Origin of the sequence: Streptomyces chartreusis (assembly GCF_008704715.1) — a bacterium.
Classification (GTDB): Bacteria; Actinomycetota; Actinomycetes; order Streptomycetales; family Streptomycetaceae; genus Streptomyces; species Streptomyces chartreusis.
In genome coordinates this window covers 5,421,173-5,448,168 of the sequence record NZ_CP023689.1, presented here as the reverse complement: position 1 = coordinate 5,448,168, position 26,996 = coordinate 5,421,173, and the positions used below count along the sequence as shown (strand labels likewise).

Below are 26,996 nucleotides of genomic sequence, written 5' to 3'. Positions count from 1 at the left end.
CGCGCCCCTAAGCGGTTGGCTGTACTACCGCCAACAGGACGCCGACCGTCACCTGTTGTCCTGTGGTGGCGCGCAGAGCCGTCAGCGTGCCCGCGGCCGGGGCTGTGATCTTGTGTTCCATCTTCATCGCCTCCAACCACAGCAGGGGCTGGCCGGCCTCCACCGTCGCCCCCTCGGTCAGGCCGTCGGCGACGCGGACGACCGTTCCCGGCATGGGGGCCAGAAGGGAGCCCGGCGCGTGCTGGGCCGTGGGGTCGGGGAAGCGGGGCAGCGCGGTCAGGCGGGTGGTGTTGACGTGGATCTCGTCGCCGTAGCGGGCGACCTCGAAGTTCCGCCGTACGCCGTCCACTTCGAGTACGACCAGGGACGCGTCGGCGTGCACGACGCGCACTCCGTCGGCCTCCAGGCCCGCGCGGGTGTGGCGGTAGTGGACCTCGATCACCTCGCCGGCCACCGCGTAGCGCTTGGTCTGGGGCTGGGAGGGGACGTTGCGGAAGCCGCCGAAGCGGGAGCGTGCGTGGGTGTCGGCGAGGGCCGCGGCGAGGGCGGCGTGCAGGGCGGGGGCCGGCTCGGTGAGTTCGGTGAGGTGGCGTTCGTAGAAGCCGGTGTCCATGCGGGCGGTCGTGAACTCCTTGTGCCGCAGGGAGCGGACGAGGAGGTCGCGGTTGGTGGGCGGGCCGTGGACGGCGGCGCGCTCCAGGGCCCCGGCGAGGGCGCGGATCGCCTCCGCGCGGGTGGGGGCGTGGGCGACGGCCTTGGCGAGCATCGGGTCGTAGTGGACGCCGATCTCGTCGCCGTCGGTGAAGCCGGTGTCGAGGCGGATGCCGTCGGGGACCGCGAGGCGGTGCAGGGTGCCGGTCTGCGGGGCCCAGTCGTGGGCCGGGTCCTCGGCGTACAGGCGGGCCTCGACGGCGTGGCCACGCGCGTGTGGCGGTTCGTCGTCGAGGGCGAGCCCTTCGGCGACACGGAGCTGGAGGGCGACCAGGTCGACGCCGTACACGGCCTCGGTGACGGGGTGTTCGACCTGGAGGCGGGTGTTCATCTCCAGGAAGTGCGCGGTGTCGCCGGCGACGAGGAACTCGACGGTGCCGGCGCCGACGTAGCCGACGGCCCGCGCGGCGCGTACGGCCATCTCGTACAGGGAATCGGTGAGTTCGGGGGTCAGGCCGGGTGCCGGAGCCTCCTCGATCACCTTCTGGTGGCGTCGCTGGAGGGAGCAGTCGCGGGTGCCGAGGGCCCAGACCGTGCCGTGGGTGTCGGCGAGGATCTGCACCTCGACGTGCCGGCCGTCCTCCAGGTAGGGCTCGACGAAGACCTCGCCGTCGCCGAAGGCGCTGTGGGCCTCGGCGCGCGCGGCCTCCAGTTCGGCGTCCAGGTCCGCGAGTCGCCTTACGACCCGCATGCCGCGGCCGCCGCCGCCCGCGGCCGCCTTCACCAGGACCGGCAGGTCGGCCTCGGTGACCTCGCGCAGCGGCTCGACGCCCATCAGCTCCTTGGCGCGCGTCTTGGACGCCATCGCCTCGATCGCCTCCGGGGCCGGCCCGATCCAGGTGAGTCCGGCGTCGAGGACCGCGCGGGCGAAGCCGGGGTTCTCGGAGAGGAAGCCGTAGCCGGGGTGCACGGCGTCCGCGCCGGCAGCCAGCGCCGCCTTCACGATCAGGTCGCCGCGCAGGTACGTGTCGGAGGGCGCCGCGCCCGGCAGCCGTACCGCGGTGTCGGCCACGCGTGTGTGGAGGGCGTTCGCGTCGGCGTCCGAGTGCACGGCGACCGTCCGGATTCCCAACTCACGGCAGGTGCGGAAGACCCGGCAGGCGATCTCGCCCCGGTTGGCCACGAGTACAGAAGTGATCACTGGTGATCCCTCACATCCGGAAGACGCCGAAGCCACCGCGCGCGCCCTCGTAGGACGCGGTGTGGATGGCGGACAGACACATGCCGAGGACCGTGCGGGTGTCGCGCGGGTCGATGACCCCGTCGTCGTACAGCCGCCCGGACAGGAACATCGGCAGGGACTCGGACTCGATCTGCTGCTCCACCATGGCCCGCAGCGCCGCGTCGCCCTCTTCGTCGTACGGCAGCCCCTTCGCGGCGGCCGACTGGCGGGCGACGATCGACAGGACGCCGGCGAGCTGCTGCGGGCCCATGACGGCCGACTTGGCGCTGGGCCACGCGAACAGGAAGCGGGGGTCGTAGGCGCGGCCGCACATGCCGTAGTGGCCGGCGCCGTAGGACGCGCCCATGAGGACCGAGAGGTGCGGCACGCGGCTGTTGCTGACCGCGTTGATCATCATCGCGCCGTGCTTGATGATGCCGCCCTGCTCGTACTGGCTGCCCACCATGTAGCCGGTCGTGTTGTGCAGGAACAGCAGCGGGATGTCGCGCTGGTTGGCGAGCTGGATGAACTGGGCGGCCTTCTGGGACTCCTCGCTGAACAGGACTCCCTGGGCGTTGGCGAGCACGCCGACCGGATAGCCGTGCAGGGAGGCCCAGCCGGTGGTCAGGCTGGTGCCGTACATCGGCTTGAACTCGTCGAAGTCGGAGGCGTCGACGATCCGGGCGACGACCTCGCGCGGGTCGAAGGGGGTGCGCAGGTCGCCCGGCACGATCCCGAGCAGCTCGTCGGTGTCGTACTTGGGCGGCTCGGCCGGGCCCGGATCGCCGTACGCCTTGCGGTGGTTGAGGCGGGCGACGACGCGCCGCGCCTGGCGCAGGGCGTCCGGTTCGTCGACGGCGAAGTAGTCCGCGAGACCCGACACGCGTGCGTGCATCTCCGCACCGCCGAGGGACTCGTCGTCGCTCTCCTCGCCGGTCGCCATCTTCACCAGGGGCGGGCCGCCGAGGAACACCTTGGCGCGCTCCTTGACCATGATCACGTGGTCGGACATGCCGGGGACGTACGCGCCGCCGGCCGTCGAGTTGCCGAAGACGACCGCGACGGTGGGGATCCCGGCCGCCGACAGCCGGGTCAGGTCCCGGAAGATCGCGCCGCCGGGGATGAAGATCTCCTTCTGCGACGGCAGGTCGGCGCCGCCGGACTCCACGAGGTTGACGACCGGCAGCCGGTTGGCGAGCGCGATGTCGTTGGCGCGCAGGGCCTTCTTCAGCGACCAGGGGTTGCTCGCCCCGCCACGCACGGTCGGGTCGTTGGCGGTGATCAGGCACTCCACGCCCGCGACGGTCCCGATGCCGGTGACGAGGGACGCGCCGACGGCGTAGTCGCTGCCCCAGGCCGCCAGCGGCGACAGCTCCAGGAACGGGGTATCGGGGTCGAAGAGCAGCTCGATGCGCTCACGGGCGAGCAGCTTGCCGCGTTTACGGTGCCGTTCGACGTACTTGGGGCCGCCGCCGGCGAGGGCCTTGGCGTGCTCGGTGTCGAGTTCGGCGAGCTTGGCGAGCATCGTCTCGCGGTTGGCCCGGTAGTCGGAGCCGGTGGTGTCCAGTGTGGACGGCAGCACGGTCACAGCAGGATCTCCGGGATGTCCAGGTGGCGGGAGCGCAGCCATTCGCCGAGGGCCTTGGCCTGCGGGTCGAAGCGGTGCTGGGCGGCGACGCCCTCGCCGAGGATTCCTTCGACGACGAAGTTGAGGGCGCGGAGGTGGGGCAGCGGGTGCCGGGTGACCTTCAGCCGGCCGCTCTCGGGGATCAGTTGCCGGAACCGGTCGACCGTCAGCTCATGGGCCAGCCACCGCCAGGCGTCGTCCGAACGCACCCAGACGCCGACGTTGGCGTTCCCGCCCTTGTCCCCGCTGCGGGCACCCGCGACGAGCCCGAGCGGAGCCCGCGCGGTGTGCCCGTGCGACAGCGGCTGCGGCAACGGCGGCTCGGGCACTTCGTCGAGTACGACGGTGTCGTGGGCCGGCGGCACAGGGATCCGGCGTCCGTCATGGAGGACGGCCACATGGTCGACGCCACCTTGGGGGACGTACACATCCTCGAAGACCCCATAGGGCGAGCCCTTTCCAGGTGGGGCCAGCACATGGAAACCGGGGTAGCTGGCGAGCGCCAGCTCGATCGCGGCGCCGCTCAGGGCCCGGCCGACGGCTTCCTGGGACGGGTCGCGCACGACGAGCCGCAGCAGCGCGCTCGCCGTCTCCTCGCTGGGGGCGTCGGGCCGGTCGGTGCGCACCAGGTCCCAGCGGACCTCGGCGGGCGGCGACTTGGCGAGCGCGTCGGTCAGCTGCTCGCGCACAAGGTCGGCCTTGGCCTCGATGTCGAGGCCGGTGAGCACGAAGGCGACCTCGTTGCGGAAGCCGCCGAGGCGGTTGACGCCGACCTTGAGCGTCGGCGGCGGAGCCTCGCCCCGCACGCCCTCGACACGGACGCGGTCCGGTCCGTCCTGCGTGAGGCGCACGGTGTCCAGGCGGGCGGTGACGTCCGGCCCGGCGTAGCGGGCGCCCGCCGTCTCATACAGCAGTTGGGCGGTGACCGTGCCGACGTCGACGAAGCCGCCGGTGCCGGGGTGCTTGGTGATGACGCAGGTGCCGTCCTCGTGCAGCTCGGCGAGCGGGAAGCCGGGGCGGCGCAGATCCCTGCCGCTCCTGGCGGCCTCGTGGAAGAAGGCGTAGTTGCCGCCGGTGGCCTGTGCCCCGCACTCCAGCACATGTCCGGCGACCACGGCTCCCGCGAGCCGGTCGTGGTCGCCGGGTCCCCACCCGAAGTGGGCGGCGGCGGGTCCGGTGACGAGGGCCGCGTCGGTCACCCGGCCGGTGACGACGACGTCGGCGCCCTCCCGCAGACACGCGGCGATCCCGAAGCCGCCGAGGTAGGCGTGCGCGGCGAGGCTGCCGGGGTGGGCGGCGGTGAGGTCGTCGCCCTCCACATGGGCGACCCGCACGGGCAGGCCGAGCCGGTCGGCCAGCTGCCGTACGGCGTCCGCCAGTCCGGCCGGGTTTAGGCCGCCCGCGTTGGCGACGATCCGCACGCCGCGCTCCCGGGCCAGGCCGAGGCACTCCTCCAGCTGCCGCAGGAAGGTGCGGGCGTATCCGGCGCCGGGGTCCTTCAGCCGGTCGCGGCCGAGGATCAGCATGGTGAGCTCGGCGAGGTAGTCACCGGTGAGGACGTCCAGTTCGCCACCGGTGAGCATCTCGCGCATGGCGTCGAAGCGGTCACCGTAGAAGCCGGAGGCGTTGCCGATGCGCAGCGGGCCGGGTTGCCGCGTCACCGGGTCGCCCCCTTCGGCGCGCGGCCCTCTCCGGGTGGGCCGGCGAAGACCTGGGCGATGTCGAACCAGCGGTCGGCGTCCGGGCCTTCGGCGCGCAGCGCGAGATCGGAGCGGTGGGCGCGCTGGGTGACCAGGAGACAGAAGTCGAGCGCGGGGCCGGTGACCCGCTGCGAGGCGTCCTCGGGGCCGTACGTCCACAACTCGCCCGAGGGTGCGACGAGTTCGATGCGGAATTCCTCGAACGGCGTCGGGATCCCGTTCACACCGAAGGCGAAGTCACGGGTGCGTACTCCGATCCACACCACATGCCTGAGCCGGTCGGTGGGTGTGCGCACCACACCGAGTGCGTCGGCGATGTCCTGACCGTGGGCCCAGGTCTCCATGAGCCGGGCCGTACCCATGGAGGCGGCCGACATGGGTGGGCCGTACCAGGGGACCTTGGTGCCGGGCGGGGCCTCGCGCAACGCCGTGTCCAGGGCGGCCCTTCCCTCCCGCCACCGCGTCAGCAGTTCGGCGGGCGGCAGCGCGGCGCCCTCCTCGGCCCCGTTGTCGACGAAGGACCCCGGCGACTGCAGCGCCTCCTCCACCAGTTCGTGGAACGCCTTCACGTCGGTCACCGCCAGCAGCGCCGAGTGGTCCGTCCAGGCAAGGTGCGCGATCTGGTGGGCGACGGTCCAGCCGGGCGCCGGTGTGGCGAGCGCCCACTGCTCGGGGCTCGAATCGGCCACGAGCCGTTCGAGCTCCTCGCTCTCCTCGCGCAGATCGTCGAACACGGGCGTCGGATCGGACACGGGTGCGCTCCCCTCGGGGCACGGCGGTGTGCGGGGTGGTGCGGTGAGGAGCATGGCAGCGCCCAAGAAAACAAGCAAGCACGCTTGCATAATTGCGGTCGTTCCGTGCACGACCGGGGGTGAGGGCTGTGCGGACGCTGTGTGCTCAATACACTCGGCGATCGCGCCCATCGCGGCGCCAACTCGCATATCGGGGGACGAACGATGAGCAACTGGAACCCGGGCGGACAGCCGCCCCAGGGGCCACAGCCCTACCCGCCGCAGCCGCCCCAGCCCTACGTGCCGCCCCAGCCCCAGCCGCCCTACCCGGGGCCGCCGGTGCCGCCGCCGGGCGGGCCGATCACGCGGCTGCGGCGGCGGATCGGCCCCATCCACACCGCGCGCAGGGTCTTCACACCGTCACGGCCGGGCATCGTCTCGGACCCGGAGGTGGCCCGGATGCGGAAGATCAGGACCTGGGTCGGCGTAGGCGCGTTCCTGTGGATGTCCTACACCTACAAGCTCTCCACCAAGCTGAGCGATACGGCGAGCGAGCAGGTCGACAAGTCGTGGACCAGTGCCCTGGCGCTGGCGGCGACCCTCCCGGTCATTGTCGGCATCCTGTACGGCCTGGCCGCTCCGGCGGCGCGACGGGACCTGCTGCGCCGGGCCGGGCGGTGCTTCGGCGCGATCGTGGCCATGATGGCGGCGGCCTCCGTCTTCCCGATCGTCGTGCTCTCGGGGTTCTACAAGGGCAGCCCTCTCGCGGAGGGCTCGCTGACGGCGATGAAGATCATCCAGCTTGTGGCCACCCTCTTCATCCTCTTCTGGGTGATGCCCTTCGTCGTCTGGGGCGTGGGACTCGCCGTCCAGCACGTGTTCCGCACCGCGGACATCCACGAGACGGTGCCGCCGCTGCTGATCATGGCGTTGGCGTGGGAGATGGCGCTGATCGACGTGCTCACCGGCGCCCACCCGGGCGTGCCGGCCCTGATCCGGTACGTGTTCATCCTGGGCGCCCCGGTCTCCGTCACAGCGGTGGGCCTGTGGGAACTGCGCCGCCTGCGCACTCGGTACGGCCTGGCCGTCCGGGACCTGCTGATGCGCTGAATCGGCTCCGCGAGTCGCTATGGGTCCTACAGCGTCCGACGGTCTTGCTGTCGGTTCCGAAGGTGGTGTTCTCGTCGAGACCCGCACCTTCGACTCGCAAGTCGTCCTCCTCCGCCACCGCGTGAAGCGCTGGCGCTGTGCCGTGCCCTGGAGCGCTGCCGCCTCAACTGGTCACGGTCTTCGCGCGCCCCCGTCCCACCTGGGTCCGCACCGCTCCCATGCTCGCCGCGATGACCAGGGCGATGGCCAGGGCCTGTAGCGCGGAGAGGGCCTGGTCGAGGATGAGGAAGCCGGCGGTGGCGGCGACGGCCGGTTCCAGGCTCATCAGGATGGCGAAGGTCGCCGCGGGCAGGCGGCGCAGGGCGAGGAGTTCGAGGGTGTAGGGCAGGACCGAGGAGAGGATCGCCACGGCCGCGCCCAGCCCGATGGTCACCGGGTCGGTGAGCTTCGTACCGGACTCGGCGATGCCCAGGGGCAGGAACAGTACGGCTCCCACCGCCATCGCGAGGGCGAGTCCGTCGGCCTGGGGGAAGCGTCGGCCCGTGCGGGCGCTGAAGATTATGTAGGCCGCCCACATGGCGCCGGCAGCCAGGGCGAATACGACACCTATGGGATCGAGGCTGCCGAAGCCTCCGCCGCCGAGGAGGAAGACACCGGCGAGCGCGAGTCCGGCCCAGACGAAGTTGACGGCGCGGCGCGAGCTCAGGACGGAGAGGGCGAGCGGGCCGAGGACCTCCAGGGTGACCGCGGGACCCAGGGGGATGCGGGCGACCGACTGGTAGAAGAGGCCGTTCATCGCGGCCATGGTGATGCCGAAGACGATCACCGTGCTCCAGTCGGTGCGGGAGTGACCGCGCAGCCGGGGGCGGCAGACCACCAGCAGGACGATCGCCGCGACCAGCAGCCGCAGCGCCACCACACCGAGCGCACCGGCCCGCGGCATCAGGCTCACCGCGAGGGCGCCGCCGAACTGCACCGAGATCCCGCCGGCCAGCACCAGGCCCACGGGACCGAGCGAGCCCCAGCGACGCGGGGCACCGGCCGACGGCTCAGGGACGGCCCTGGTGAGGGTCGGTGAGGGCGTGGCGGCGTCAGGGGTACTCACGGGCGTTCCAGGGGCTCGACTCGGGTTCGTTCATCGCACTGCACTTCCGAGTCCAGGGTAGTGGACTCCGTCAGGTGTGTGAACCCGTTATGCCACTGTCCCAGAGTGTGGACGGCTGGACGGCTGGACCGGGGGGCCGGGAATCAGCGGCGCGCCATGTACAGGTCCAACGCCTTGTGCAGCATCCGGTTGAGCGGGAAGTCCCACTCCCCCAGGTACTCGATCGCCTCACCGCCGGCGCCCACCTTGAACCGCAGCAGGCCGAGCAGGTGGTTGGACTCCTCCAGCGTGTCGGTGATGCCTCGGAAGTCGTAGACGGCGGCGCCGAGTTCATGGGCGTCGGTCATCATTCGCCACTGCATGGCGTTGTTGGGCTGGACCTCGCGCTTGCGGCTGGTGGAGGCGCCGTAGGAGTACCAGACGTGCTCGCCGACGGTCAGCATCGTGGCGGCGGCGAGGGTGTCGCCGTCGTGGTGGGCGAGGTAGAGCCGCATCCGGTCGGGGTGCTCGGCGGTGAGGGCGGTGAACATGCGCTGGAAGTAGGGCAGCGGGCGCGGGATGAAACGGTCGCGCTCGGCGGTCTCGACGTAGAGGTCGTAGAACACGGGCAGGTCCTCGTAGCCGCCCTGCACGACCTTCACGCCCGCCTTCTCGGCCTTCTTGATGTTGCGCCGCCACTGCTGGTTGAGGCCGCGGTGGATGTCGTCCGGCGTCCGGCCGGCGAACGGCACCTGGCAGACGTAGCGCGGCTGCCCGGCGGCGAAGCCGTCCTCGCCGCCCGGCTCGGTCTGCCGCCAGCCGGACCGCCGCAGCCGGTCGGCGATGTCCTGGGCGCCCGGTTCGTACGACGTCGGCTCCGCGTCCCGCAGCCGGCGGGCGGCCGGGTCGGCGATGGCCGCCTTCACGGCCTCGGTGTTCCAGCGCCGCGCGACGACGGGCGGGCCCATCTTCACGGAGAAGGCGCCCTGGCCCTTGAGATACGCGAGCATCGGCTCCAGCCACCGCTCCACGAGGTCGGGCGCGTGCCAGTCGATCAGCGGGCCCTCGGGCAGATACGCCAGGTAGCGCTTCAGCTTCGGCAGCGGCCGGTAGAGCACCAGCCCCGCGCCCGCCATGCGCCCCTCCCCGTCGAACCAGCCCACACTCTCCGCTCTCCAGTCCGGCTTCACGTCGCCCCAGGACGGGACCTGCATATGGCTCGCGGACGGGCGGGCCGCGACGAAGGCCAGATGCTCGTCGCGGGTGATGGGCCGGAGGAGGAGGGGCATGGGGGCTCCTGTCGGTGCCGGGCGAGGCGGCCGGGGGGTCGACGGCCGCGACCTCAGAGGTCGAACAAGCTGGTGATCATCCAGCCTATGCGGGCCCCCGCACGAGCTCACCTCGTACGCCCGCCCCCTCACGATCGGCGTACACCCCCCAGGGCGCGGGGAATCGCGCACGGCCGGCCCCCGCCAGGCCGAACAATCAGCCGACGGCCCTGCAACCCCCTGGGGGCGCGGGGAACCGCGCGACCAGCCCCCACTCCCCCGCGGACCGGTACGAGCCGTCACCACCCGCGTCCCCCACCTACCCGGACGCCCCCAGCCCCTCCGCCAACACCTCCGCCAAATGCCGCCCCCGCACCCCGGCCAACTGCTCCAGCTGGGTCCGGCAGGAGTACCCGTCCGCCAGCACCACCGCCCCCTCCCCCGCTCCCCGCACCGCCGGCAGCACCTGTTCCTCCGCGCACGCCACCGACACCTCGTAGTGCCCCTTCTCGAAGCCGAAGTTGCCCGCGAGACCGCAGCAGCCGCCGCTCAGCTCCCCGGCGAGACCCGCCGCCTCGCGCAGACGGCCATCGGGCGCGTCACCCAGCACCGCGTGCTGGTGGCAGTGGGTCTGGCCGACCACAGGCCGCTCGACGCGCGGCGGCGTCCAGTCGGGTGCGTGCCGCTCCAGCGCCTCCGCGAAGGTCAGGACACGGTCGGCCAGCCGACGGGCCCGCGGATCGTCGTGCAGCAGTTCCGGCAGGTCCGAGCGCAGGGCCGCGGCGCAGCTCGGCTCCAGGACCACGACCGGCGCGGCCGTCCCCAGCACCGGCTCCATCAGGTCGAGCGTGCGCCGCAACACCGCGCGGGCCCGGTCGAGCTGCCCCGTGGAGATGTACGTCAGGCCGCAGCACACCCGCTCCCGGCCGCGCAGCAGCGACACCGGATCCATCGCCACGGTCACCTCCTCCCCGCCCCCGGACGGCGTCCGCCACCGCACCGTCGGCGGCAGCGCCACCCGCAGCCCGGCCGCCTCCAGCACCCGTACGGCCGCCTGCCCCACGTTCGGCGACAGGTGCTCGGTGAAGGTGTCCGGCCACAGGAGGACGAGGTCGCCGCCCGTGCCGACGGGGGCCTTCTCCCGCCGCTCCCACCAGCGGCTGAACGTCCGTGCCGCCAGCCGCGGGATGTCCCGCTCCGGCGCGATCCCGCCGAGCCGCTTCGCCGCCCACGCAAAGGGCGGGACGGCGGCGAGCACGTTGACCAGCGGAGCGGTACGCGTGCGTGCCACGAGACGCAGCCACTGCGGCAGCCGGCCCATGCTGTGGTGCGCGGCCGGGCGCCTGCGGCCCTCGTAGTGGTGGTGCAGGAACTCCGCCTTGTACGTGGCCATGTCGACCTCGACCGGGCAGTCGGACCGGCAGCCCTTGCAGGCCAGGCACAGGTCGAGGGCGTCACGCACCTCGGTCGAGCGCCAGCCGTCGGTCACCAGTTCCCCGGCGAGCATCTCGTGCAGCAGCCGGGCACGCCCGCGCGTGGAGTGCTCCTCCTCGCCGGTCGCCCGGAACGACGGGCACATGACGGCCGGGCCGGCCGCCGATGTCGTACGGCACTTGGCGACCCCGACGCAGCGCCGTACGGCCGCCGAGAAGTCGCCGCCGTCGGCCGGGTAGCCGAAGGCGACGTCCACGGGCTCACGGGGCAGGACGGAGAAGCGGAGGTCGGCGTCGAGGGGAGCCGGGCGCACCAGCATCCCGGGGTTGAGCAGGTCGTCGGGGTCCCAGACCCCCTTGGCCCGTTCGAAGAGCCGGACCATGTCGTGGCCGTACATCTTCGGCAGCAACTCGGCACGCGCCTGCCCGTCCCCGTGCTCCCCGGACAGCGAGCCGCCGTGCGCCACGACGACCTCGGCGAGCTCCTCCGAGAACCGCCGGAAGGCGGCGACGCCCGGCTCCGTCAGCAGGTCGAAGTCGATACGGACGTGGATGCAGCCGTCCCCGAAGTGCCCGTACGGCGTCCCGCGCAGCCCGTGCGCGGTCAGCAGCGCGCGGAAGTCCCGCAGGTACGCCCCGAGCCGCTGCGGCGGCACCGCGCAGTCCTCCCAGCCGGGCCACGCCTCTCCCCCGAGCTTTCGGCTTCGCTCAAGCAGGGAGGTGCCCCCACCGTCCGGCATCCGGGTCGCCGTGCCGCTGGCGTCCTCCCGGATGCGCCACAGGGCCCGCTGCCCGCCCGGGTCGGTGACGACCGTCGATCCGACGACGTCGGCGGCCCGCACGATCGCCTCCGCACGCGCGCGTGCCTCGTCCTGCGACTCCCCGCCCGTCTCGACGAACAGCCAGGCGCCGCCCCTGGGCAGCACGTGCGCCGAGGGCACCAGGTCGGCGGCCATGCCCTCCACGGTCAGCGGCCCGTACGGCAGCAGCCCGGCAGCCGCCTCGGCGGCGGCGCCCTCGTCGCCGTACCCCAGCACGGCGAGCGCACGCGCGCGTGGCGCCTCGACGAGCCGTACGACCGCCTCGGTGACGATGCCGAGGGTGCCCTCGCTGCCGCAGAAGGAACGGGCGACGTCGGCGCCGTTCTCGGGCAGAAGCGCGTCGAGCGCGTAGCCGGAGATGCGGCGGGGAAGCTCGGGGAAGCCGGTGCGCAGCCGGGCCAGTTCCCCGTCCACCACCTCCCGCAGTCCCTCTGGCGCGCCGGCCCAGTCCTGTCCGAGCCGCAGCCGCTCCCCGCGCCCGCTGATGACGTCCAGCTCCCGCACGCTGTCGGCGGTGGTGCCCCAGGCCACCGAGTGCGAGCCGCAGGAGTTGTTGCCGATCATGCCGCCGAGGGTGCAGCGGCTGTGGGTGGAGGGGTCGGGTCCGAAGCGGAGGCCGTGCGGGGCGGCGGCCTCCTGGAGCCGGTCGAGGACGAGGCCGGGCTGGACGACGGCGGTGCGGGTGTCCGGGTCCAGGGACACGAGTCCGTTCATGTGCCGGGTGAAGTCCAGGACGATGCCGGTGCCGGTGGCCTGACCGGCGATCGATGTACCGCCGCCCCGTGCCACCACCGGCACCATGTGGTCCCGACACACCTCCAGTACGGCGGCGACGTCGTCGGCGTCATGTGGTGCGACCACACCGAGTGGCACTCGCCGGTAGTTGGAGGCGTCCATCGTCGTCAACGCCCGAGAGGTGACGTCGAACCCGACCTCACCCCGGACGGCCTTGCGCAGCTCTGCCTCAAGTTCCGACATACGTCCACTCAATCAGCCCGGCCGGTAATCGATCAGCCCGTCCGGCGTTCGAGGGCGAGGCACGTTCCGGGCGGGAGCGGGGTCCGGGGGCGGCAGCCCCGCAGGGTGACGGCCACCGAAACGCCGTCTCACCCGACGGACGAGGTTTCACCCAGGTTTCCCGGAACGGCTAACCTCACCCCGTGGCTGAGATCCAGATTCCCGCTGACATCAAGCCCGCCGACGGACGTTTCGGCGCGGGCCCCTCCAAGGTGCGGACGGAAGCGCTGGACGCGCTGGCCGCGACCGGAGCCTCCCTCCTCGGTACCTCCCACCGCCAGGCACCCGTCAAGAACCTGGTCGGCCAGGTGCGCGAGGGCATCCGCGACCTGTTCCAGCTGCCGGACGGCTACGAGGTGATCCTCGGCAACGGCGGCTCCACCGCGTTCTGGGACATCGCGACGCACGGCCTGATCGAGAACAAGTCGCAGCACCTCACCTTCGGTGAGTTCAGCTCCAAGTTCGCCAAGGCCGCCAAGCTCGCCCCGTGGCTCGCCGAGCCCGACGTCATCACCAGCGACCCGGGCACGCACCCGGAGGCGGTCGCCGAGGCCGGCGTCGACGTCTACGCCTTCACCCACAACGAGACGTCCACCGGTGTGGCCATGCCGATCAAGCGCGTGGCCGGCGCCGACGAGGGCGCGCTGGTCCTGGTCGACGCCACCTCGGGCGCCGGCGGCCTGCCGGTCGACGTCTCCGAGACGGACGTCTACTACTTCGCCCCGCAGAAGTCCTTCGCCTCCGACGGCGGCCTGTGGATCGGCGTCTTCTCCCCGGCCGCGATCGAGCGCGCCGAGCGCATCCACGCGTCCGGCCGCCACATCCCGGAGTTCTTCTCGCTGCCCACGGCGATCGACAACTCCCGCAAGAACCAGACGTACAACACCCCGGCCCTCTCGACCCTCTTCCTGCTGAACCAGCAGCTGGAGTGGATCAACGGCCAGGGCGGCCTGGACTGGGCGGTGCGCCGCACGGCCACCTCCGCCCGCACGCTGTACGGCTGGGCCGAGGACATCAAGTACGCCAACCCGTTCGTCACGGACCCGGCCAAGCGCTCGGCGGTCATCGGCACGATCGACTTCACCGACGAGGTCGACGCGGCGGCCGTCGCCAAGGTCCTCCGCGCCAACGGCATCGTCGACACCGAGCCCTACCGCAAGCTCGGCCGCAACCAGCTCCGCGTAGCGATGTTCCCGGCGATCGACCCGGCGGACATCGAGGCACTGACGAAGTGCGTGGACTACGTGATCGAGAAGCTGTAACCACTTCTCCCACGACACACGAGGGGCGCCCGGCAATCCACCGCCGGGCGCCTTTTGCTTGGTCGCTTACGCCTCGGCGAACAGTCCCTCGGCGGTCTCCACGGTCAGGGAGCGGTCGAACCAAGTCCCCAGCTGATCCAGGTCGACGCAGGCCATCACCCGCTCCCGGACGGACTCGGAAACCTCGACACCCCGCACTTCAAGAGCCCGAAGGATGTCCTCGGCCTTGCCCTCGGCCTTGCCCTCGGCCTTGCCCTTCGCCTCACCGTCGGAGTGGACTCGGATCCACGCCTCCTCCATCACGCTGCCGAAGCCGGGGAAGTTCGGGGTGTACACGGCCATCAGTTTCCTCCAGTGATCGCGGGCCGGACCTTCGTCCAGACCGGCCTCCATGAATTCCGCCCAGTCCACGTTGGGCCCCACCACCGGCGCCACCGCGTCCAGTATGGCAAGCAGGCCCGGCTCCTTGGCGTTCACAAGCACAGAAAATGTGGTGAGGGCCAGGTCCTTCGCGGCCTCCTCCGGGTCGGTGACCGGAGGCACGCCGTTCGGCCCCAGGACCAGTGGAAAGACCTTCATGCTCGTGTGGAAATGGCGGCCGATACAGATGGGTTCCTCCGCCCACGCCGCCGTCTTCTTGTCCCGGCACACCACCACCAGAATCGGTGGCAACCGGTACTTGGCGTACATGTGCGCCAGGTAATACGTCCAGCTGTTGTGCTTGTCCGGGTCCGGCTTGGTCTGCGACTCGACAGCGAGCAGAAACCCGCCTTCGTCGTCGGCCGTACGGACCCGGAAGAAGCTGTCCACCCGACGCTCCAAGGGCCTGAGCTCGGTGAGATCCGTGTCGAGCGGCTCGATCGAGCTGTACTCGGGGAACTTGACGCCTGTCTCCGGCACGAGGCGGGCTAAGAGATCCGGCTCCTGTCGGAAGATCCGATGTACGGCGTCATGCTGTGAACTGACCATGTATCGGAAAGTAATCAAGCGGACACGCCAATCGCGGGCATTCGAGGTGGCCTCAGCCATACGAGTGAACATGCCGGTGGCCTATGACAAACGAAGCGCCCGGCGACGGCCGGGCGCCCTTCGTTCATGTTGTGGTGCAGGTCAGCGTGGGTGTCGGGCCGCCTCCCGGGGTGCCGCCGAAGCCGAAGGTCGTTGAACCGCTCGGCGCGATCGTGCCGTTGTGGGTGGCGTTGGTCGCTGTCACCGTCTGGCCGCTCTGGGTGTGGGTCGCGTTCCACATGGACGTGATCTGGCGGGTGGTGGGCCAGGTCCAGGTGACCTTCCAGGAGTTGACCGGGGCGGTGCCCGTGTTGGTGACCTTCACCTCGGCGTTGAAGCCGCCGCCCCAGTCGCTGGTGACGGTGTAGGTGGCGGCGCATGCCGCGGTGCCGGGACCGGGGTCGGGGTCCGGGTCGCCTCCGCCGCCCGTCGGGAAGCCCGGAGCCTTGATGCTCGTCAGGTAGCCGTCCTTCGCGGTGTCCACCGTCGACCAGTCGTCCTTGAGGATGCCGCCCGTGTCACCGGAGTTGGGATTCCAGGACCAGAAGGTCCAGTGGAAGGAGTCGGAGCCGTACGTCGACGTCGGCCGCAGGTAGTCGACCAGCGCCGCCAGCCACTTCTGGTCCGTCGTCGACTGGAGCGTCGTACCGAACTCGCCGACCCACACGGGGGCGATGTTCTGCTTGAAGATGTAGCCCCAGTACTTGTCCCAGATCCCCGGCATGTTGGCGGGGAACGTGGGGTCGCTGAACCAGCTCTGCTGGGCCACGCTCGTGGCGTAGTCGTGGGCGGAGTACACGAGCCGGCCCGGCACGTCCAGCTGCACCGGGTACTGCGCGACGCCCATGAGGTTGCCGCCCCACCAGCCGGAGACACCGTTGAAGGTCTGGACGCCCTCCACGAAGATCAGCAGGTCGGGGTTGACGGACAGCACCGCGTTGCCCGCCCGCTGGGCCGCCAGGCGCCAGTCGCGCGCGGTGTCGCCGCACCCCCAGCAGGCCGGATCGTGCGGCTCGTTGTGCAGGTCGATGCCTACGACGGTGTCCTGACCCTTGTAACGCGTCGCCAGCGCCTTGAGGTTGGCGATCCAGGTCGACTCGGGCACCGCGGCCGTGTACCAGAGCGCCGACTGGCCTCCCGCGTCCGGGCGGTGCCGGTCGAGCACGACCTTCAGGCCGCTCTGGCCGGCGTACGCCACGATCCTGTCCAGGACGCCGAGCGAGCCCAGCCCCTGGAGGTCGGCGTTCTTGCCGCCGGAGAAGTCGATGCTGTTCGGGACGGTGGAGCTCTTGAGGATGTCGTCGCTGAAGGGGATGCGGATCGTGTTGTAGCCCAGCGACCTCATCTGGTCGATCATGCTCTTGTAGTCGCGTGACCAGAGGCCGTGCACGACGTTGTTGCCGGTCTCGAAGCCGAACCAGTTGATCCCGGCGACCCGGACCGGCTGCCCGGCGGCATCCAGGATCTGCCGGCCGCTGGTGTGCCAGTAGCCGGCGCCGGCCTCCGCCGCACGGACCGTCCGCCCGCCGGCGCCGGGCTCCGCCGCACCTGCCGGCTGCACACCGGCCCCCGCCAGCGGTAACAGAATCCCCGCCGCCACCGCACACAGCGCTCTTCGCAAGCTGCCGAACATGTCGCTGCTTCCTCTCGGGAGGCGCGGGTCCGGAACGAGTGGGAGCGCTCCCACATCCCGCACCTCCCATGGAAGTCAGGTCGCATGAACACGTCAAGAGCCCCGGCGTCACTTGATGCAGCGGCCGCCCCCTGCCCCTCCGTACGACGGGCCGGCCTCCGCGCCACTCGGCGCGTCGACCGGCCCTCCGCGTCACTCGATGCGCCGGCCGTCACCGGCTCAGCTTCTGGAACCTCCGTACCGCCAGCGGCAGGAAGATCGCCGTGAGGATCACCGGCCACACCCCGGCCATCAGCAGCGCGTGCTGCTCGACCCAGGAGTCCCCGCCCCCGACCGGCGTCCCGAACAGGTCGCGGGCGGCCGCGGCGGTGGACGAGATGGGGTTCCAGGCCGCCACCCAGCCCAGCCAGTCCGGCATCAGCTGCGGCGCGACGAAGATGCTGGAGATCATCGTCAGCGGGAAGGCCACGGCGAACAGTCCGCCCGCCGCCTCCGGGTTCGGCACCAGCAGGCCCAGCCACACCCCGATCCAGATCAGCGCGAACCGCAGCCACAGCAGCAGCCCGAACGCGCCGAGGAAGCCGAATCCGCCGTCCGGGCGCCAGCCCATCGCGAAGGCGGTCAGCATCATGATCGCCAACTCCGCGCAGGCGATGATCAGATCCGTCACCCCGCGCCCGGCGACCACCGCGGACGAGGACATCGGCATCGAGCGGAAGCGGTCGATGACGCCCTTGGTCGAGTCGTAGACGACGACCGTCGCGGTGTTGATGAAGCCGAAGGCCATGGTCATCACGAACATGCCCGGCATCAGGAAGTCCTTGTAGTCCCCGCCGCCCGGCACCTTCATCGCGCTGCCGAAGACATAGCCGTAGAGGAGGACGGACAGGATCGGGAAGCCAAGCTGCCAGGCGATGTTGACCGGCTGGCGCTGGTAGTGGGTGAGGCCGCGCCGGACGATGTTCCACACATCGGCGAGCGCCCAGTACGTACGGCTGCGGGTGGCCGGGACGGTCAGGTCGACGGCGGTCATACGACGGCCCCCTTCTCGGTGTCGACGGCCTGCTCGGCCTTGCCGGCACTCCCGGCGTTCCCCGACTCCCCCGCCCCGTCCGCCTTCTCGGCGCGGTGCCCGGTCAGCCGCAGGAACACGTCGTCGAGGCTCGGCCTGCGCAGCCCGATGTCCTCGACCTGGACGCCCTCGTCCTGGAGGGTGCGGGCGACCTCCGTCAGGGCGGACACCCGGTCGATGACGGGCGCGTGCACCCGCAACTCGCCCTCCTCCGACTCGGGTTCGCCGTCCGAGACCCGGGCGACCACCTTCGCCACCCGCGGGATGTCGGACCGCTCCGCGACCACGACCTCGATACGGTCGCCGCCGACGAGGTTCTTCAGCCCGTCCGGGGTGTCGTCGGCGATGCTCCGCCCCTGGTCGATGACGGTGATCTGGGAGGCCAGCTTGTCGGCCTCCTCCAGATACTGCGTGGTCAGCAGTACGGTCGTGCCGCTCGCCACCAACGCCCGTACGGACTCCCAGACCTCACCGCGGCTGCGCGGGTCGAGCCCGGTCGTCGGCTCGTCCAGGAACAGCACGGCCGGCGCGAGGATCATCGAGGCGGCGAGGTCGAGGCGGCGCCGCATGCCGCCGCTGTAGCCGCCGACGCCCTTGTCGGCGGCGTCGGTCAGGTCGAACTGGTCCAGCAGCTCGGTGGCGCGCAACTTGGCCCGCCTGCCGCCCAGATGGAAGAGCCGGCCGAACATCTCCAGGTTCTGCCGGCCGGTGAGCACCTCGTCCACGGCGGCGTACTGCCCGGTGAGTCCGATGCGTGCCCGTACCTCGCGCGACTGCCGGGCCACGTCGAGTCCGGCCACGCTCGCCCGGCCCCCGTCCAGCCTGACCAGCGTGGACAGGATGCGTACGGCGGTGGTCTTGCCGGCGCCGTTCGGGCCGAGCAGGCCGTGCACCGTGCCCTCGCGGACGGCCAGGTCGAAGCCGTCGAGGGCGCGTTTGTCGCCGTAGCGCTTCTCCAACCCCTCGGCGAGTACCGCGTATCCGTCGTCGTGTCCGTGCTCCATGGGTCCCCCTTTCGGTAACTGAGTACACCGTACCCGATTGCGCGTACACCGTACCCAGTTTTTCCCGGAGGACTTAAGCTGAAGTGCATGACGAGCGGCAAGGGCGGCACCAGCGGTACGGAGACCAGCGGCAGCGGCGACATCGTCCGCACGTTGGAGCTGCTGTGGGACACCGGCCGGCGGCCGAGCCGCGGGCCCAAGCCGACGCTGACGCTGGACCAGATCGTGGAGGCGGCCGTCGGGGTCGCGGACGCCGAGGGGCTGGAGTCGGTGTCGATGCGCCGGGTCGCGGCCGAACTGGGCACCGGCACGATGTCGCTGTACCGCTATCTCCCCGGCAAGGCCGAGCTGCTCGACCTGATGCTGGACCGCGTCCAGCGGCCCTCGGAGAACCCGGCCGACCTCGGCGACGGCAGCTGGCGTTCGGCGCTCGCGGCCATGGGGCGCGCGACCCTCGCCCTGTACCAGCGCCACCCCTGGCTGCTCCAGGTCAACCAGTCCCGGCCGATCCTCGGCCCGAGCGCCCTCGACGGCATGGAGAAGGTGCTCACCCGGATCAAGCCGATGGGGCTGTCCGACCCCGAGCTGGTCTCGGCGATCATCATGATCGACGGGTACGTCGTCGGGGCCGCGCGCACCCAGCTGTACCAGCTGGACGCGGAGCGCCGGACGGGCCTGACGGACACGGAGTTCTGGGAGGCCCAGACCCCGATGCTGGAGAAGGTCCTGGCCTCCGGCCGCTTCCCCCTCATGGCGTCCCTGGACGAGAACACCTGGGGCCCCGACTTCGACCACTTCGAGTTCGGCCTGCAGCGCATCCTGGACGGCCTGGAGACCTTCGTCGCGCGCCGCGCGGACGAGGCGTAGCCCGCTGACGGGACACAGCCGTACAGCTGCGGCCTGCCGACAGGCCCTACGACGTCGGTTCCGCAATCATGGCGATCCAGCTCAGGAGACCCACCGGGACGGCGACCAGGACGGCGTACCCCACCCGGTCGGCCACGGTCTGGCGCCTCGACGGCTCCCGGCGGTGGCTTTCACGGCGGGCGGCCTGTCCACGTGGCTTGATCGCCTGGTATCCGAGGATCGCGAGGACGGTCACACAGATCGCCACCTGCCAGAGCTCGCCCACGACGCCCCAGAACCCGACCCGCTGGACCGTCTCGGAGGCAACCCCGTGCCGCGCGTCGAACTCGGTTCCGTCCGCGTAGTCGCGCCCGGTGTCCCTCAAGGTCACGGAGTCGGCATCGCCGGCGGTGCCGCCGTCCGGGGTGAAGTCCCCGTCGCAGTCGTAACGGGAGTTCTTCCCGTAAGGGTTGGCGTCGTAGCAGCTGTCTACCTTGTAGGTGCCGGGGGTGCCGTACAGCCCGGCGGACAGGGCGAGGTCGGAGGTCGCCGTGACCCACCACAGGCCGGTCACGAGGGCCAGGGCGACACCGCACACCCACCCGAGGACGCGCTTCATCCGCCCACCATGATGTTCGGTTCCTTCTCCAACAGGGCGGAGATTCCCGCCTGTTCGGCAAGGTCCCGGCGCCGCGGCTCGGCCAGGGCGCGCTCCTGCTCGTACTCCTGCCAGTCGGCGGGCTGCACGAAGAACATGTCATGGCTCTCCGGCAGGACCATGACGCCGCCGAAGGCCGGGTCACCGGCGAACCAGGCGCCGCCCTGCTCGGCCTCCTTCGGCCAGCGGCGCCTCGTCGAGGCGCTCAGCGCGCGCAGCGAAGGCGCGCCGTGCTGCCCGCGCACCGTGAGCCGGACGGTGTGCACCGTGCCGAGGTACATCCACCGGGAGCCCTTGCGGACGACCCGGTTGCGGTACTCCAGGGGGTAGGTGTGCAGCACCTTCGCGCACACCTTCATCCGCGACCCGTGGCGCAGCCGCAGCAACAGGAAGATCAGCACGAAGAAGGCGGCCGGGATGCCGAACGCGGGGAGGGCGGCGTCATAGCCGACGCCGTGTGCGGCGAACGGGACGGCGAACAGGGCGGCGGCCAGTGCGAGGCGCGTGGCCAAGTGCCGGTACACCAGCGTGCGGTTGTGCCGGAGCACCTGCGCGACGTCGGGGGCCGGGGGCGGACTGTCCATGGGGAGCGGGAAGTTCCTTCGGGCAAGATCGACGGCCGGGCCCGCCGACGCTATCAGGCACCACCCGACCGCCCGCGTCTCACCTGCGTCATCACCTCCGCCGGAACAACCGGCGCAGCGCGAACAGTACGACGCAGGCGGCTCCCAGGGCGATGGCGCCTACCTTGAGGTTGCTGCCGGAGGCGTCGCCGTCGTCCCCGGAGGCCGAACTGCCGCTGCCCGTGGCGGAGTCGGAGGATCCCGCGGCGCCGGGGGCGTCCTCGGCGACGACTGCGCTGCCGGCGCCCTCCATGCCGAGCATGAGCTTGCTGCCGTCGGGCGAGTAGCTGGCGGACTCGCCCTGGCCCAGCGGCACGCTGATGCGCTCCAGCCGCTTGAGCTTGCCGCCGTTCCAGTCGTACGCGATGCCGCCGAGATAGCCGCGTACGGCGAGGGTGCGGCCGTCCGGGGAGAAGGCGGCGTCGGTGGCCCACATGTCGACGGGGACGGTGGGTTTGAAGACGTTCGTGCCGGACGGGGAGAGCTCGGCCGGACCCTCGTACAGGTGCCCGCCGTCCTCGTGCTTGTCGATGATGTAGACCCGCCCGGTCCTGGGGTGCACGACCATCGACTCGGCGTCGCGGGTGCCGTCGGTGTACTTCACGACGTACTGAGTGGCCTTGATCGTCTGGTCCTTGAGCGTCTTGGGCTCGGGCAGGCGGTAGATCCAGACGTACGGCCACTGCACACCGTCGTTGTCGCCGATGTCGCCGACGTAGAGCTGGTTGTCCGGGCCCATGGAGATCGCCTCCACGTCGCGCGGGGTGCCGACGCCCGTCATGGTGATCGTCGCGACGGTCTCGCCGGTGCTGCTGTCCACTGCGTAGAGATAGGCGCCGGTGTCCTGGTCGTTGTGCGTCCAGTAGATGCCCGGGTGCTGACGTGAGGCGGCCAGGCCGCTGGACTCCGTGATGCGGGGGTCCTTGATCGTGAAGTCCTCGTCCCCGGGGGCGGCCGAGGCGGGCAGGGTGAAGGCACCCGTGAGCAGGACTCCGGCGAGAATGGCGAGCGGTCGGCGCATGCCCCAAGCCTGCCATCCGCTCCGACCGTTCGGGCGGCGTGGCAGGCTTCACACCCCGCCCGCCACTACCGACAGGTAGCGATCGTCCATCATGAGCGGATGCTCAGGTTCATGCCCGTCGGCGACTCCATGACCATCGGCAGCGCCGGCGAACACACGTGGCGCTACCGCATGTGGCAGCACCTGCGCGACACCTACGGCGGTCCCTTCGCCCTCGTCGGGCCGCGCGAGACGCTGTACGACAAGGCGGCGGACGCGCCGACGTCCTACGAGTACGCCGACTGCGACCCGGCGTTCCCCCGTGCCCATCTGGCCGGCTGGGGCGAGGGCTGGCTGCACATGGGGCCGCTGATCGGCGAGGCGGTGCGCTCGTGCCGGGCCGACGTGCTGCTGGTCTCGCTGGGCCTGATCGACCTGGGCTTCTACACCAACGCGGAGCAGACGGCGGACAACGCGCGGGACTTCGTGGCCGCGGCGCGGGCGGCGAATCCGCGTGTGCGGATGGTGGTGATGCCGGTGATCCCGAACGTGCGCGCCGAGTCGGACGCGCCCTTCGCCGCCGAGGTCGCCCGCTTCAACGAACTGCTGGCGAAGACGGTCGCAGACCTGGACGAGCCCCGCTCCCCACTGCTCCTGGCCTCCCCGCCCCTCTCGTACGACATCCACCTCGACACCTACGACGGCACACACCCCAACACGACCGGCGAGCACAAGATCGCCCAGGGCTTCGCGGAGGCGATGTACCAGGCGTGGGACCTGGGCGAGCCGTACGAGGCCGACTCCGTCTGACGGCCGACGGCGGGATCGTCGATGGCCGCGACGCATGTGAGCTTCCTCTCCGTGTCGCGGTCACTGTGCGTATCGTTGTACCGCGCGGCCGCACTCGTGAGGAGCAGCCGGGGAGGAGCGCCACGATGACCGTCCTGGAAGACAGGATCGAGATGGCCGATACCGACGCCAATACCAAGCGCTTGGACGAATGGTTCGAGCTGATTGAGCGGATGGTCCCCGAAGGATACAAAGTTGAGGTGGTCGAGGGGGCCGTCCACATGGTGCCGCAGCGGGACACGCACTGGGAGATCACTCGCCGGATCATCCACGCGCTGGAGGACAGGTTCGGCAGGGACATCAACGTGAAGACGGATGTACGCATCGACTTCCCCGGCTTCGAGAACGGCTTCTGCCCCGACGTGATGAAGCTGCGTGACGACGCGGAACGCGACCCGGAGCGCGGCTGGCGCCATGAGGACGTCGAGTTCGTCGCCGAGGTCATCTCCCGCGGGACCGGCATGAACGACTATGGCCCGAAGAAGGCCGCGTACGCGGACGCCGGGGTTCCCGTCTACCTCATCGCCGATCCCTACCAGGGCCGTTGCCACCTCTTCTCCGACCCCAAGGACGGCGAGTACCGCACCGACTCCAGGTTCGACTTCGGCGAGCGGATGGATCTGACCCACACCCTCCTCGACCTCACCCTCGACACGGCCACGTTCCCCCGCGACTAGAACTCAAGTCGCTTGCCTAGAGCGCACTCCACCTGGCTAGCGTGCACTTCATGGAGTACACGCAGCTCGGACGCACGGGACTCAAGGTCAGTCGGCTCGTCCTCGGCACCATGAACTTCGGTCCGCAGACGGACGAGGCGGACAGTCACGCGATCATGGACGCGGCGCTGGACGCCGGCATCAACTTCTTCGACACGGCGAACGTGTACGGCTGGGGCGAGAACAAGGGCCGTACCGAGACGATCATCGGCAACTGGTTCGCGAAGGGCGGCGAGCGCCGCGACAAGGTCGTCCTCGCGACCAAGGTGTACGGCAACATGGCCCCGGACGGCAACGCCGCGTGGCCCAACCACGACAAGCTGTCGGCGGTGAGCATCCGCCGTGCCGTGGACGCCTCCCTCAAGCGGCTGCAGACCGACCACATCGACGTCTACCAGTTCCACCACATCGACCGGGCCACCGGCTTCGACGAGATCTGGCAGGCGATCGACGTCCTCGTCCAGCAGGGCAAGATCCTGTACGCGGGCTCCAGCAACTTCCCCGGCTACAAGATCGCCCAGGCCAACGAGACCGCCGCCCGGCGCGGCGGCACCATCGGCCTGGTCAGCGAGCAGTGCCTCTACAACCTCTTCGAGCGCCGCGCCGAGATGGAGGTCGTCCCGGCCGCGCAGGAGTACGGGCTGGGCGTCATCCCCTGGTCGCCGCTGCACGGCGGTCTGCTCGGCGGCATGATCAAGAAGGAGGTCGAGGGCGGCCGCCGCGGCTCCGGCCGTGCCGCCGACTCGCTGGCCGACCCGGCCGTACGCGCGAAGATCCAGGCGTACGAGGACCTGCTCGACAAGCACGGCGTGGAGCCCGGCGAGGCCGCGCTGGCCTGGCTGCTCACCCGTCCGGGCGTGACGGGCCCGATCGTCGGCCCGCGCACCGCGGGGCAACTGGAGTCCGCGCTGCGGGCGGTCGAGCTGGAGCTGGGCGACGAGCTGCTGTCGGGGCTGGAAGAGATCTTCCCGGGCCCCGGGCCGTCTCCGGAGGCGTTCGCCTGGTAGGCGAGCGCGCGGGCGCGGCGGGGGCGCTCGGTCACTTGCCGAGGGCCGCCGCCAGCGCCACCAGCACGAACATCAGCACAAGCGCACCGGCCATGATCCGGTTCCGGGTTTTCGGGTCCACGCCTTCGAGCCTAACGGGCGCCTCCGAGCGGCCGGCGGGCGACCGCCTCGTAGCGGGGCTGCTCGCCCGGGACGCCGGACGTCGGCAGGCTGCTGCGCATCAGCACCAGCTCGTCCACCGTCCAGGTGCGGCTGGTGAACGTGTCGAGCGCGGTCAGGTACGGGCGTACGTCCACCGCCGACCGGCTCCTGGCCACCGTGAGGTGCGGCTTGTAGCGGCGGTGGTCGCCCATCGGGATCCCTGCCTTGCGTGCCGCGGCCTCGCTGCGGTCCGCCAGCAGCCGCAGGGTCTCAAGGTCGCCCTCGGCGCCCGCCCACAGGGCCCGCCCGTGCCCGAACTGTCCGCCGCCGCGCAGGGCCAGCGGGAAGGGGGCGGTACGCCGGGCGGCCCGCTCCAGCCGCTCCGACAGCTCCGGGACGAGGTCGTCGTCGACCTCGCCGTAGAAGGCGAGGGTGAAGTGCCAGCCGGGACTGCCGGTCCAGCGCAGCCCGTCCGCGCCGGGGAGCTTCCTCAACTCGGCGACCTCGGAGGCCAGTTCACTGGTCACGTCCGGCGGCGGCAGCACGGCGGCGAAGAGTCTCATGGGTCCAGCCTGGCACCATGAGGGGATGTCGATCACCATCAGAGAAGGCGGGCCCGGCGACATCCCCGTGATACTCGGCATGCTCGACAGCTGCGTTCAGTGGCTGGTCGGGCAGGGGCGCACGGGGCAGTGGGGAACGAAGCCGCTGTCGCAGAACCCGAGAACCGTGGAGTCGGTCACCAGGAACGTGGACGAGGGCAGCCTCTTCGTCGCCGAGGTCGACGGCGTGCCGGCCGCCTGCCTCACCCTCACCGACTCGCCCGGCCCCTCCCTGTCCCACCTCCCGCCGCCCGGCGAGCCCGAGCGCTACATCCACTGGCTCGCCTCCGACCGCCGCTTCAAGGGGCACGGCGCGGGCGGCGCCCTGCTCGCCCACGCCGCCGAGGCGACCCGGCGGGCGGGCGTCTCGCTGCTGCGGGTGGACTGCTACGCGGGCGACGACGGCAAGCTCGTCCGCTTCTACGAGAACAACGGCTTCGTCCGCACCGAGACCTACGCGGGGACGAACGACTGGCCGGGGCAGGTGCTGGCCCGCCGGGTGTGACCCGGTCCGACGCGAAGAGGGCCGGGCTTCGCGCCCGGCCCTCTTCCTGCGACTCACGCAGCCGCGGCCAGCTGCTCCTGTTCCCGCGGCACGAACCGGACGTGCGGGTGACCGCGGTTCCAGCCCACCGAAAGACGCAGGCCGCCCACCCGGGCCAGGGCCAGGGCGACCGTCACGGCGGCCGCGGCAGTGATCGCGCCGCCCACCGCCAGGCCCGCCCGGACGCCGTACGCGTCCGTGATCCAGCCGGCGATCGGGGCGCCCAGCGGCGCGCCGCCCATGAACACCATCATGTACAGGGCCATCACCCGGCCCCGCATGCTCGGGTCGGTGGCCATCTGGATGCTCGAGTTGGCGGTGACGTTCACCGTCATGCCGAACATCCCGATCGGCGCCATGAGCAGGGCGAACAGCCACAGCGAGGGCGCGAACGCGGCGACGATCTCCATCGCGCCGAAGGCCACCGCTCCCGCGACCAGCACCCGCATCCGGGCCGTGCCGCGCCGGGCCGCGAGCAGGGCTCCCGCCAGCGAGCCGACCGCCATCAGCGTGTTGAAGAGGCTGTAGGAGCCGGCGCCCGCGTGGAAGACGTCGTCGGCGAAGGCGGACAGATAGACGGGGAAGTTGAAGCCGAAGGTGCTGACGAACCCGGCGAGGACGATGGTCCAGATCAGCTCCGGGCGCCCGGCGACGTACCGCAGGCCCTCCCGCAGCTGCCCCTTGCCGCGCGGCGCCCGCTGGACGGGGTACAGCTCCCGCGCCCGCATCAGCAGCAGACCGCCGATGGGCGCCACGAAGGACAGCCCGTTGGCGAGGAAGGCCCAGCCGGTGCCGACCCCCGTGATCATCAGGCCGGCCACGGCGGGGCCGACCAGCCGGGCCGACTGGAAGTTCGCGGAGTTCAGGCTGACCGCGTTCTGGAGCTGGTCGGGGCCGACCATCTCGGAGACGAAGGACTGCCGGGCCGGGTTGTCGACGACGGTCGCGAGACCGACGGCGAAGGCGGCCAGGTAGACGTGCCAGACCTGGACGTGTCCGGTCAGGGTGAGGACGGCCAGCGCGATGCCGGTGACGGCCATCGCCGACTGGGTGAAGAGCAGGGTGCGGCGCTTGGGCAGCCGGTCGACGAGGACGCCGCCGTAGAGGCCGAAGAGCAGCATCGGCAGGAACTGGAGGGCCGTCGTGATGCCGACGGCCGTGGCGGAGCCGGTGAGGCTGAGGACCAGCCAGTCCTGGGCGATGCGCTGCATCCAGGTGCCGGTGTTGGAGACGACCTGGCCGAGGAAGAACAGCCGGTAGTTCCGGACCTTGAGCGAGCTGAACATCGAGGACTTGCGGGGGCCGGAGGGGGTAGTAGGTGCGGTCGGTGCGGGTGCGGAAGCTGCTCCGGGTCCCGAACTCAAAAG

23 protein-coding genes are annotated in these 26,996 nt (G+C 71.2%); 7 read left to right on the top strand and 16 right to left on the bottom strand.

What is annotated here, in order from left to right:
• Positions 1-7 precede the first annotated feature (7 nt).
• Genes CP983_RS23925 through CP983_RS23910 form a run of 4 tightly spaced genes read right to left on the bottom strand, consistent with a single transcriptional unit; the run spans position 8 to position 5,952 of the window.
• Complete coding sequence (locus tag CP983_RS23925; protein ID WP_150501678.1) at positions 8-1,852, bottom strand: acetyl/propionyl/methylcrotonyl-CoA carboxylase subunit alpha; 1,845 nt, start codon at positions 1,850-1,852, stop codon at positions 8-10.
• Positions 1,853-1,862: 10 nt separating this feature from the next.
• On the bottom strand, positions 1,863-3,461 hold the full coding sequence (locus tag CP983_RS23920) for an acyl-CoA carboxylase subunit beta (protein ID WP_150501676.1): 1,599 nt from the start codon (positions 3,459-3,461) through the stop codon (positions 1,863-1,865).
• On the bottom strand, positions 3,458-5,161 hold the full coding sequence (locus tag CP983_RS23915) for an acyclic terpene utilization AtuA family protein (RefSeq protein WP_150501674.1): 1,704 nt from the start codon (positions 5,159-5,161) through the stop codon (positions 3,458-3,460). The genes CP983_RS23920 and CP983_RS23915 overlap by 4 nt, the downstream gene beginning before the upstream one ends.
• The gene (locus tag CP983_RS23910; RefSeq protein ID WP_150501672.1) at positions 5,158-5,952 is read right to left on the bottom strand and encodes a TIGR03084 family metal-binding protein; all 795 of its coding nucleotides are present in this window, start codon (positions 5,950-5,952) and stop codon (positions 5,158-5,160) included. Before CP983_RS23910 ends, CP983_RS23915 begins: the two co-directional genes overlap by 4 nt.
• Before the next feature lie 204 nt (positions 5,953-6,156).
• On the opposite strand from CP983_RS23910, the gene CP983_RS23905 reads away from it, so the two are divergent.
• Positions 6,157-7,041: a hypothetical protein gene (locus CP983_RS23905; RefSeq protein ID WP_229914790.1), complete on the top strand. Its 885-nt coding sequence runs from the start codon at positions 6,157-6,159 to the stop codon at positions 7,039-7,041.
• A gap of 163 nt (positions 7,042-7,204) precedes the next feature.
• Here the strand turns inward: CP983_RS23905 and CP983_RS23900 are convergent, their stop codons facing one another.
• The 3 genes from CP983_RS23900 to CP983_RS23890 form a co-directional block, all read right to left on the bottom strand.
• The gene (locus tag CP983_RS23900) at positions 7,205-8,146 is read right to left on the bottom strand and encodes an EamA family transporter (protein WP_150501670.1); all 942 of its coding nucleotides are present in this window, start codon (positions 8,144-8,146) and stop codon (positions 7,205-7,207) included.
• Between the two features lie 143 nt (positions 8,147-8,289).
• Positions 8,290-9,414 (bottom strand): lipid II:glycine glycyltransferase FemX, encoded by a 1,125-nt coding sequence (locus tag CP983_RS23895; protein WP_150501668.1) that lies wholly within the window; start codon positions 9,412-9,414, stop codon positions 8,290-8,292.
• Between the two features lie 298 nt (positions 9,415-9,712).
• Positions 9,713-12,625 carry an FAD-binding and (Fe-S)-binding domain-containing protein gene (locus CP983_RS23890; protein WP_150501666.1) on the bottom strand — a complete coding sequence of 971 codons (2,913 nt, stop codon included), beginning with the start codon at positions 12,623-12,625 and terminating at the stop codon, positions 9,713-9,715.
• A gap of 182 nt (positions 12,626-12,807) precedes the next feature.
• Here CP983_RS23890 and serC point away from each other — a divergent pair, with 182 nt between their 5' ends.
• A complete protein-coding gene (serC, locus tag CP983_RS23885; RefSeq protein ID WP_107906026.1) occupies positions 12,808-13,926 on the top strand; it encodes a phosphoserine transaminase in 1,119 nt (372 codons plus the stop codon).
• Positions 13,927-13,992: 66 nt separating this feature from the next.
• Here serC and CP983_RS23880 read toward each other — a convergent pair whose 3' ends face one another.
• The 4 genes from CP983_RS23880 to CP983_RS23865 form a co-directional block, all read right to left on the bottom strand.
• On the bottom strand, positions 13,993-14,955 hold the full coding sequence (locus CP983_RS23880; protein WP_150501664.1) for an RpnC/YadD family protein: 963 nt from the start codon (positions 14,953-14,955) through the stop codon (positions 13,993-13,995).
• Positions 14,956-15,019: 64 nt separating this feature from the next.
• Positions 15,020-16,567: a cellulase family glycosylhydrolase gene (locus CP983_RS23875; RefSeq protein ID WP_150501662.1), complete on the bottom strand. Its 1,548-nt coding sequence runs from the start codon at positions 16,565-16,567 to the stop codon at positions 15,020-15,022.
• 211 nt (positions 16,568-16,778) lie between these two features.
• Positions 16,779-17,600 carry an ABC transporter permease gene (locus CP983_RS23870; protein ID WP_107906028.1) on the bottom strand — a complete coding sequence of 274 codons (822 nt, stop codon included), beginning with the start codon at positions 17,598-17,600 and terminating at the stop codon, positions 16,779-16,781.
• Complete coding sequence (locus CP983_RS23865) at positions 17,597-18,643, bottom strand: ATP-binding cassette domain-containing protein (protein WP_229914791.1); 1,047 nt, start codon at positions 18,641-18,643, stop codon at positions 17,597-17,599. The genes CP983_RS23870 and CP983_RS23865 overlap by 4 nt, the downstream gene beginning before the upstream one ends.
• Before the next feature lie 87 nt (positions 18,644-18,730).
• Between CP983_RS23865 and CP983_RS23860 the strand changes: the two genes are divergently transcribed.
• On the top strand, positions 18,731-19,510 hold the full coding sequence (locus CP983_RS23860) for a TetR/AcrR family transcriptional regulator (protein WP_150501660.1): 780 nt from the start codon (positions 18,731-18,733) through the stop codon (positions 19,508-19,510).
• Between the two features lie 46 nt (positions 19,511-19,556).
• On the opposite strand, the gene CP983_RS23855 is transcribed toward CP983_RS23860, so the two are convergent.
• From CP983_RS23855 to CP983_RS23845, 3 genes are all read right to left on the bottom strand, one after another.
• Positions 19,557-20,108 carry a hypothetical protein gene (locus CP983_RS23855; RefSeq protein ID WP_150501658.1) on the bottom strand — a complete coding sequence of 184 codons (552 nt, stop codon included), beginning with the start codon at positions 20,106-20,108 and terminating at the stop codon, positions 19,557-19,559.
• Entirely contained in the window at positions 20,105-20,731 is a 627-nt protein-coding gene (locus tag CP983_RS23850) for a hypothetical protein (protein ID WP_150501656.1), read from the bottom strand. The genes CP983_RS23855 and CP983_RS23850 overlap by 4 nt, the downstream gene beginning before the upstream one ends.
• Before the next feature lie 91 nt (positions 20,732-20,822).
• Positions 20,823-21,791 (bottom strand): WD40 repeat domain-containing protein, encoded by a 969-nt coding sequence (locus CP983_RS23845; RefSeq protein WP_107906032.1) that lies wholly within the window; start codon positions 21,789-21,791, stop codon positions 20,823-20,825.
• A gap of 99 nt (positions 21,792-21,890) precedes the next feature.
• Between CP983_RS23845 and CP983_RS23840 the strand changes: the two genes are divergently transcribed.
• The 3 genes from CP983_RS23840 (at position 21,891) to CP983_RS23830 (ending at position 24,342) form a co-directional block, all read left to right on the top strand.
• The gene (locus tag CP983_RS23840; RefSeq protein WP_125524996.1) at positions 21,891-22,580 is read left to right on the top strand and encodes an SGNH/GDSL hydrolase family protein; all 690 of its coding nucleotides are present in this window, start codon (positions 21,891-21,893) and stop codon (positions 22,578-22,580) included.
• 125 nt (positions 22,581-22,705) lie between these two features.
• On the top strand, positions 22,706-23,296 hold the full coding sequence (locus CP983_RS23835) for a Uma2 family endonuclease (RefSeq protein ID WP_150501654.1): 591 nt from the start codon (positions 22,706-22,708) through the stop codon (positions 23,294-23,296).
• A 50-nt stretch (positions 23,297-23,346) separates the two neighbouring features.
• Entirely contained in the window at positions 23,347-24,342 is a 996-nt protein-coding gene (locus CP983_RS23830) for an aldo/keto reductase (RefSeq protein WP_150501652.1), read from the top strand.
• A gap of 131 nt (positions 24,343-24,473) precedes the next feature.
• On the opposite strand, the gene thpR is transcribed toward CP983_RS23830, so the two are convergent.
• A complete protein-coding gene (thpR, locus tag CP983_RS23825) occupies positions 24,474-25,046 on the bottom strand; it encodes an RNA 2',3'-cyclic phosphodiesterase (RefSeq protein WP_125524993.1) in 573 nt (190 codons plus the stop codon).
• Between the two features lie 25 nt (positions 25,047-25,071).
• On the opposite strand from thpR, the gene CP983_RS23820 reads away from it, so the two are divergent.
• The gene (locus tag CP983_RS23820) at positions 25,072-25,590 is read left to right on the top strand and encodes a GNAT family N-acetyltransferase (protein ID WP_107906037.1); all 519 of its coding nucleotides are present in this window, start codon (positions 25,072-25,074) and stop codon (positions 25,588-25,590) included.
• 53 nt (positions 25,591-25,643) lie between these two features.
• Here CP983_RS23820 and CP983_RS23815 read toward each other — a convergent pair whose 3' ends face one another.
• Entirely contained in the window at positions 25,644-26,993 is a 1,350-nt protein-coding gene (locus tag CP983_RS23815; protein ID WP_125524991.1) for an MFS transporter, read from the bottom strand.
• Positions 26,994-26,996 lie beyond the last annotated feature (3 nt).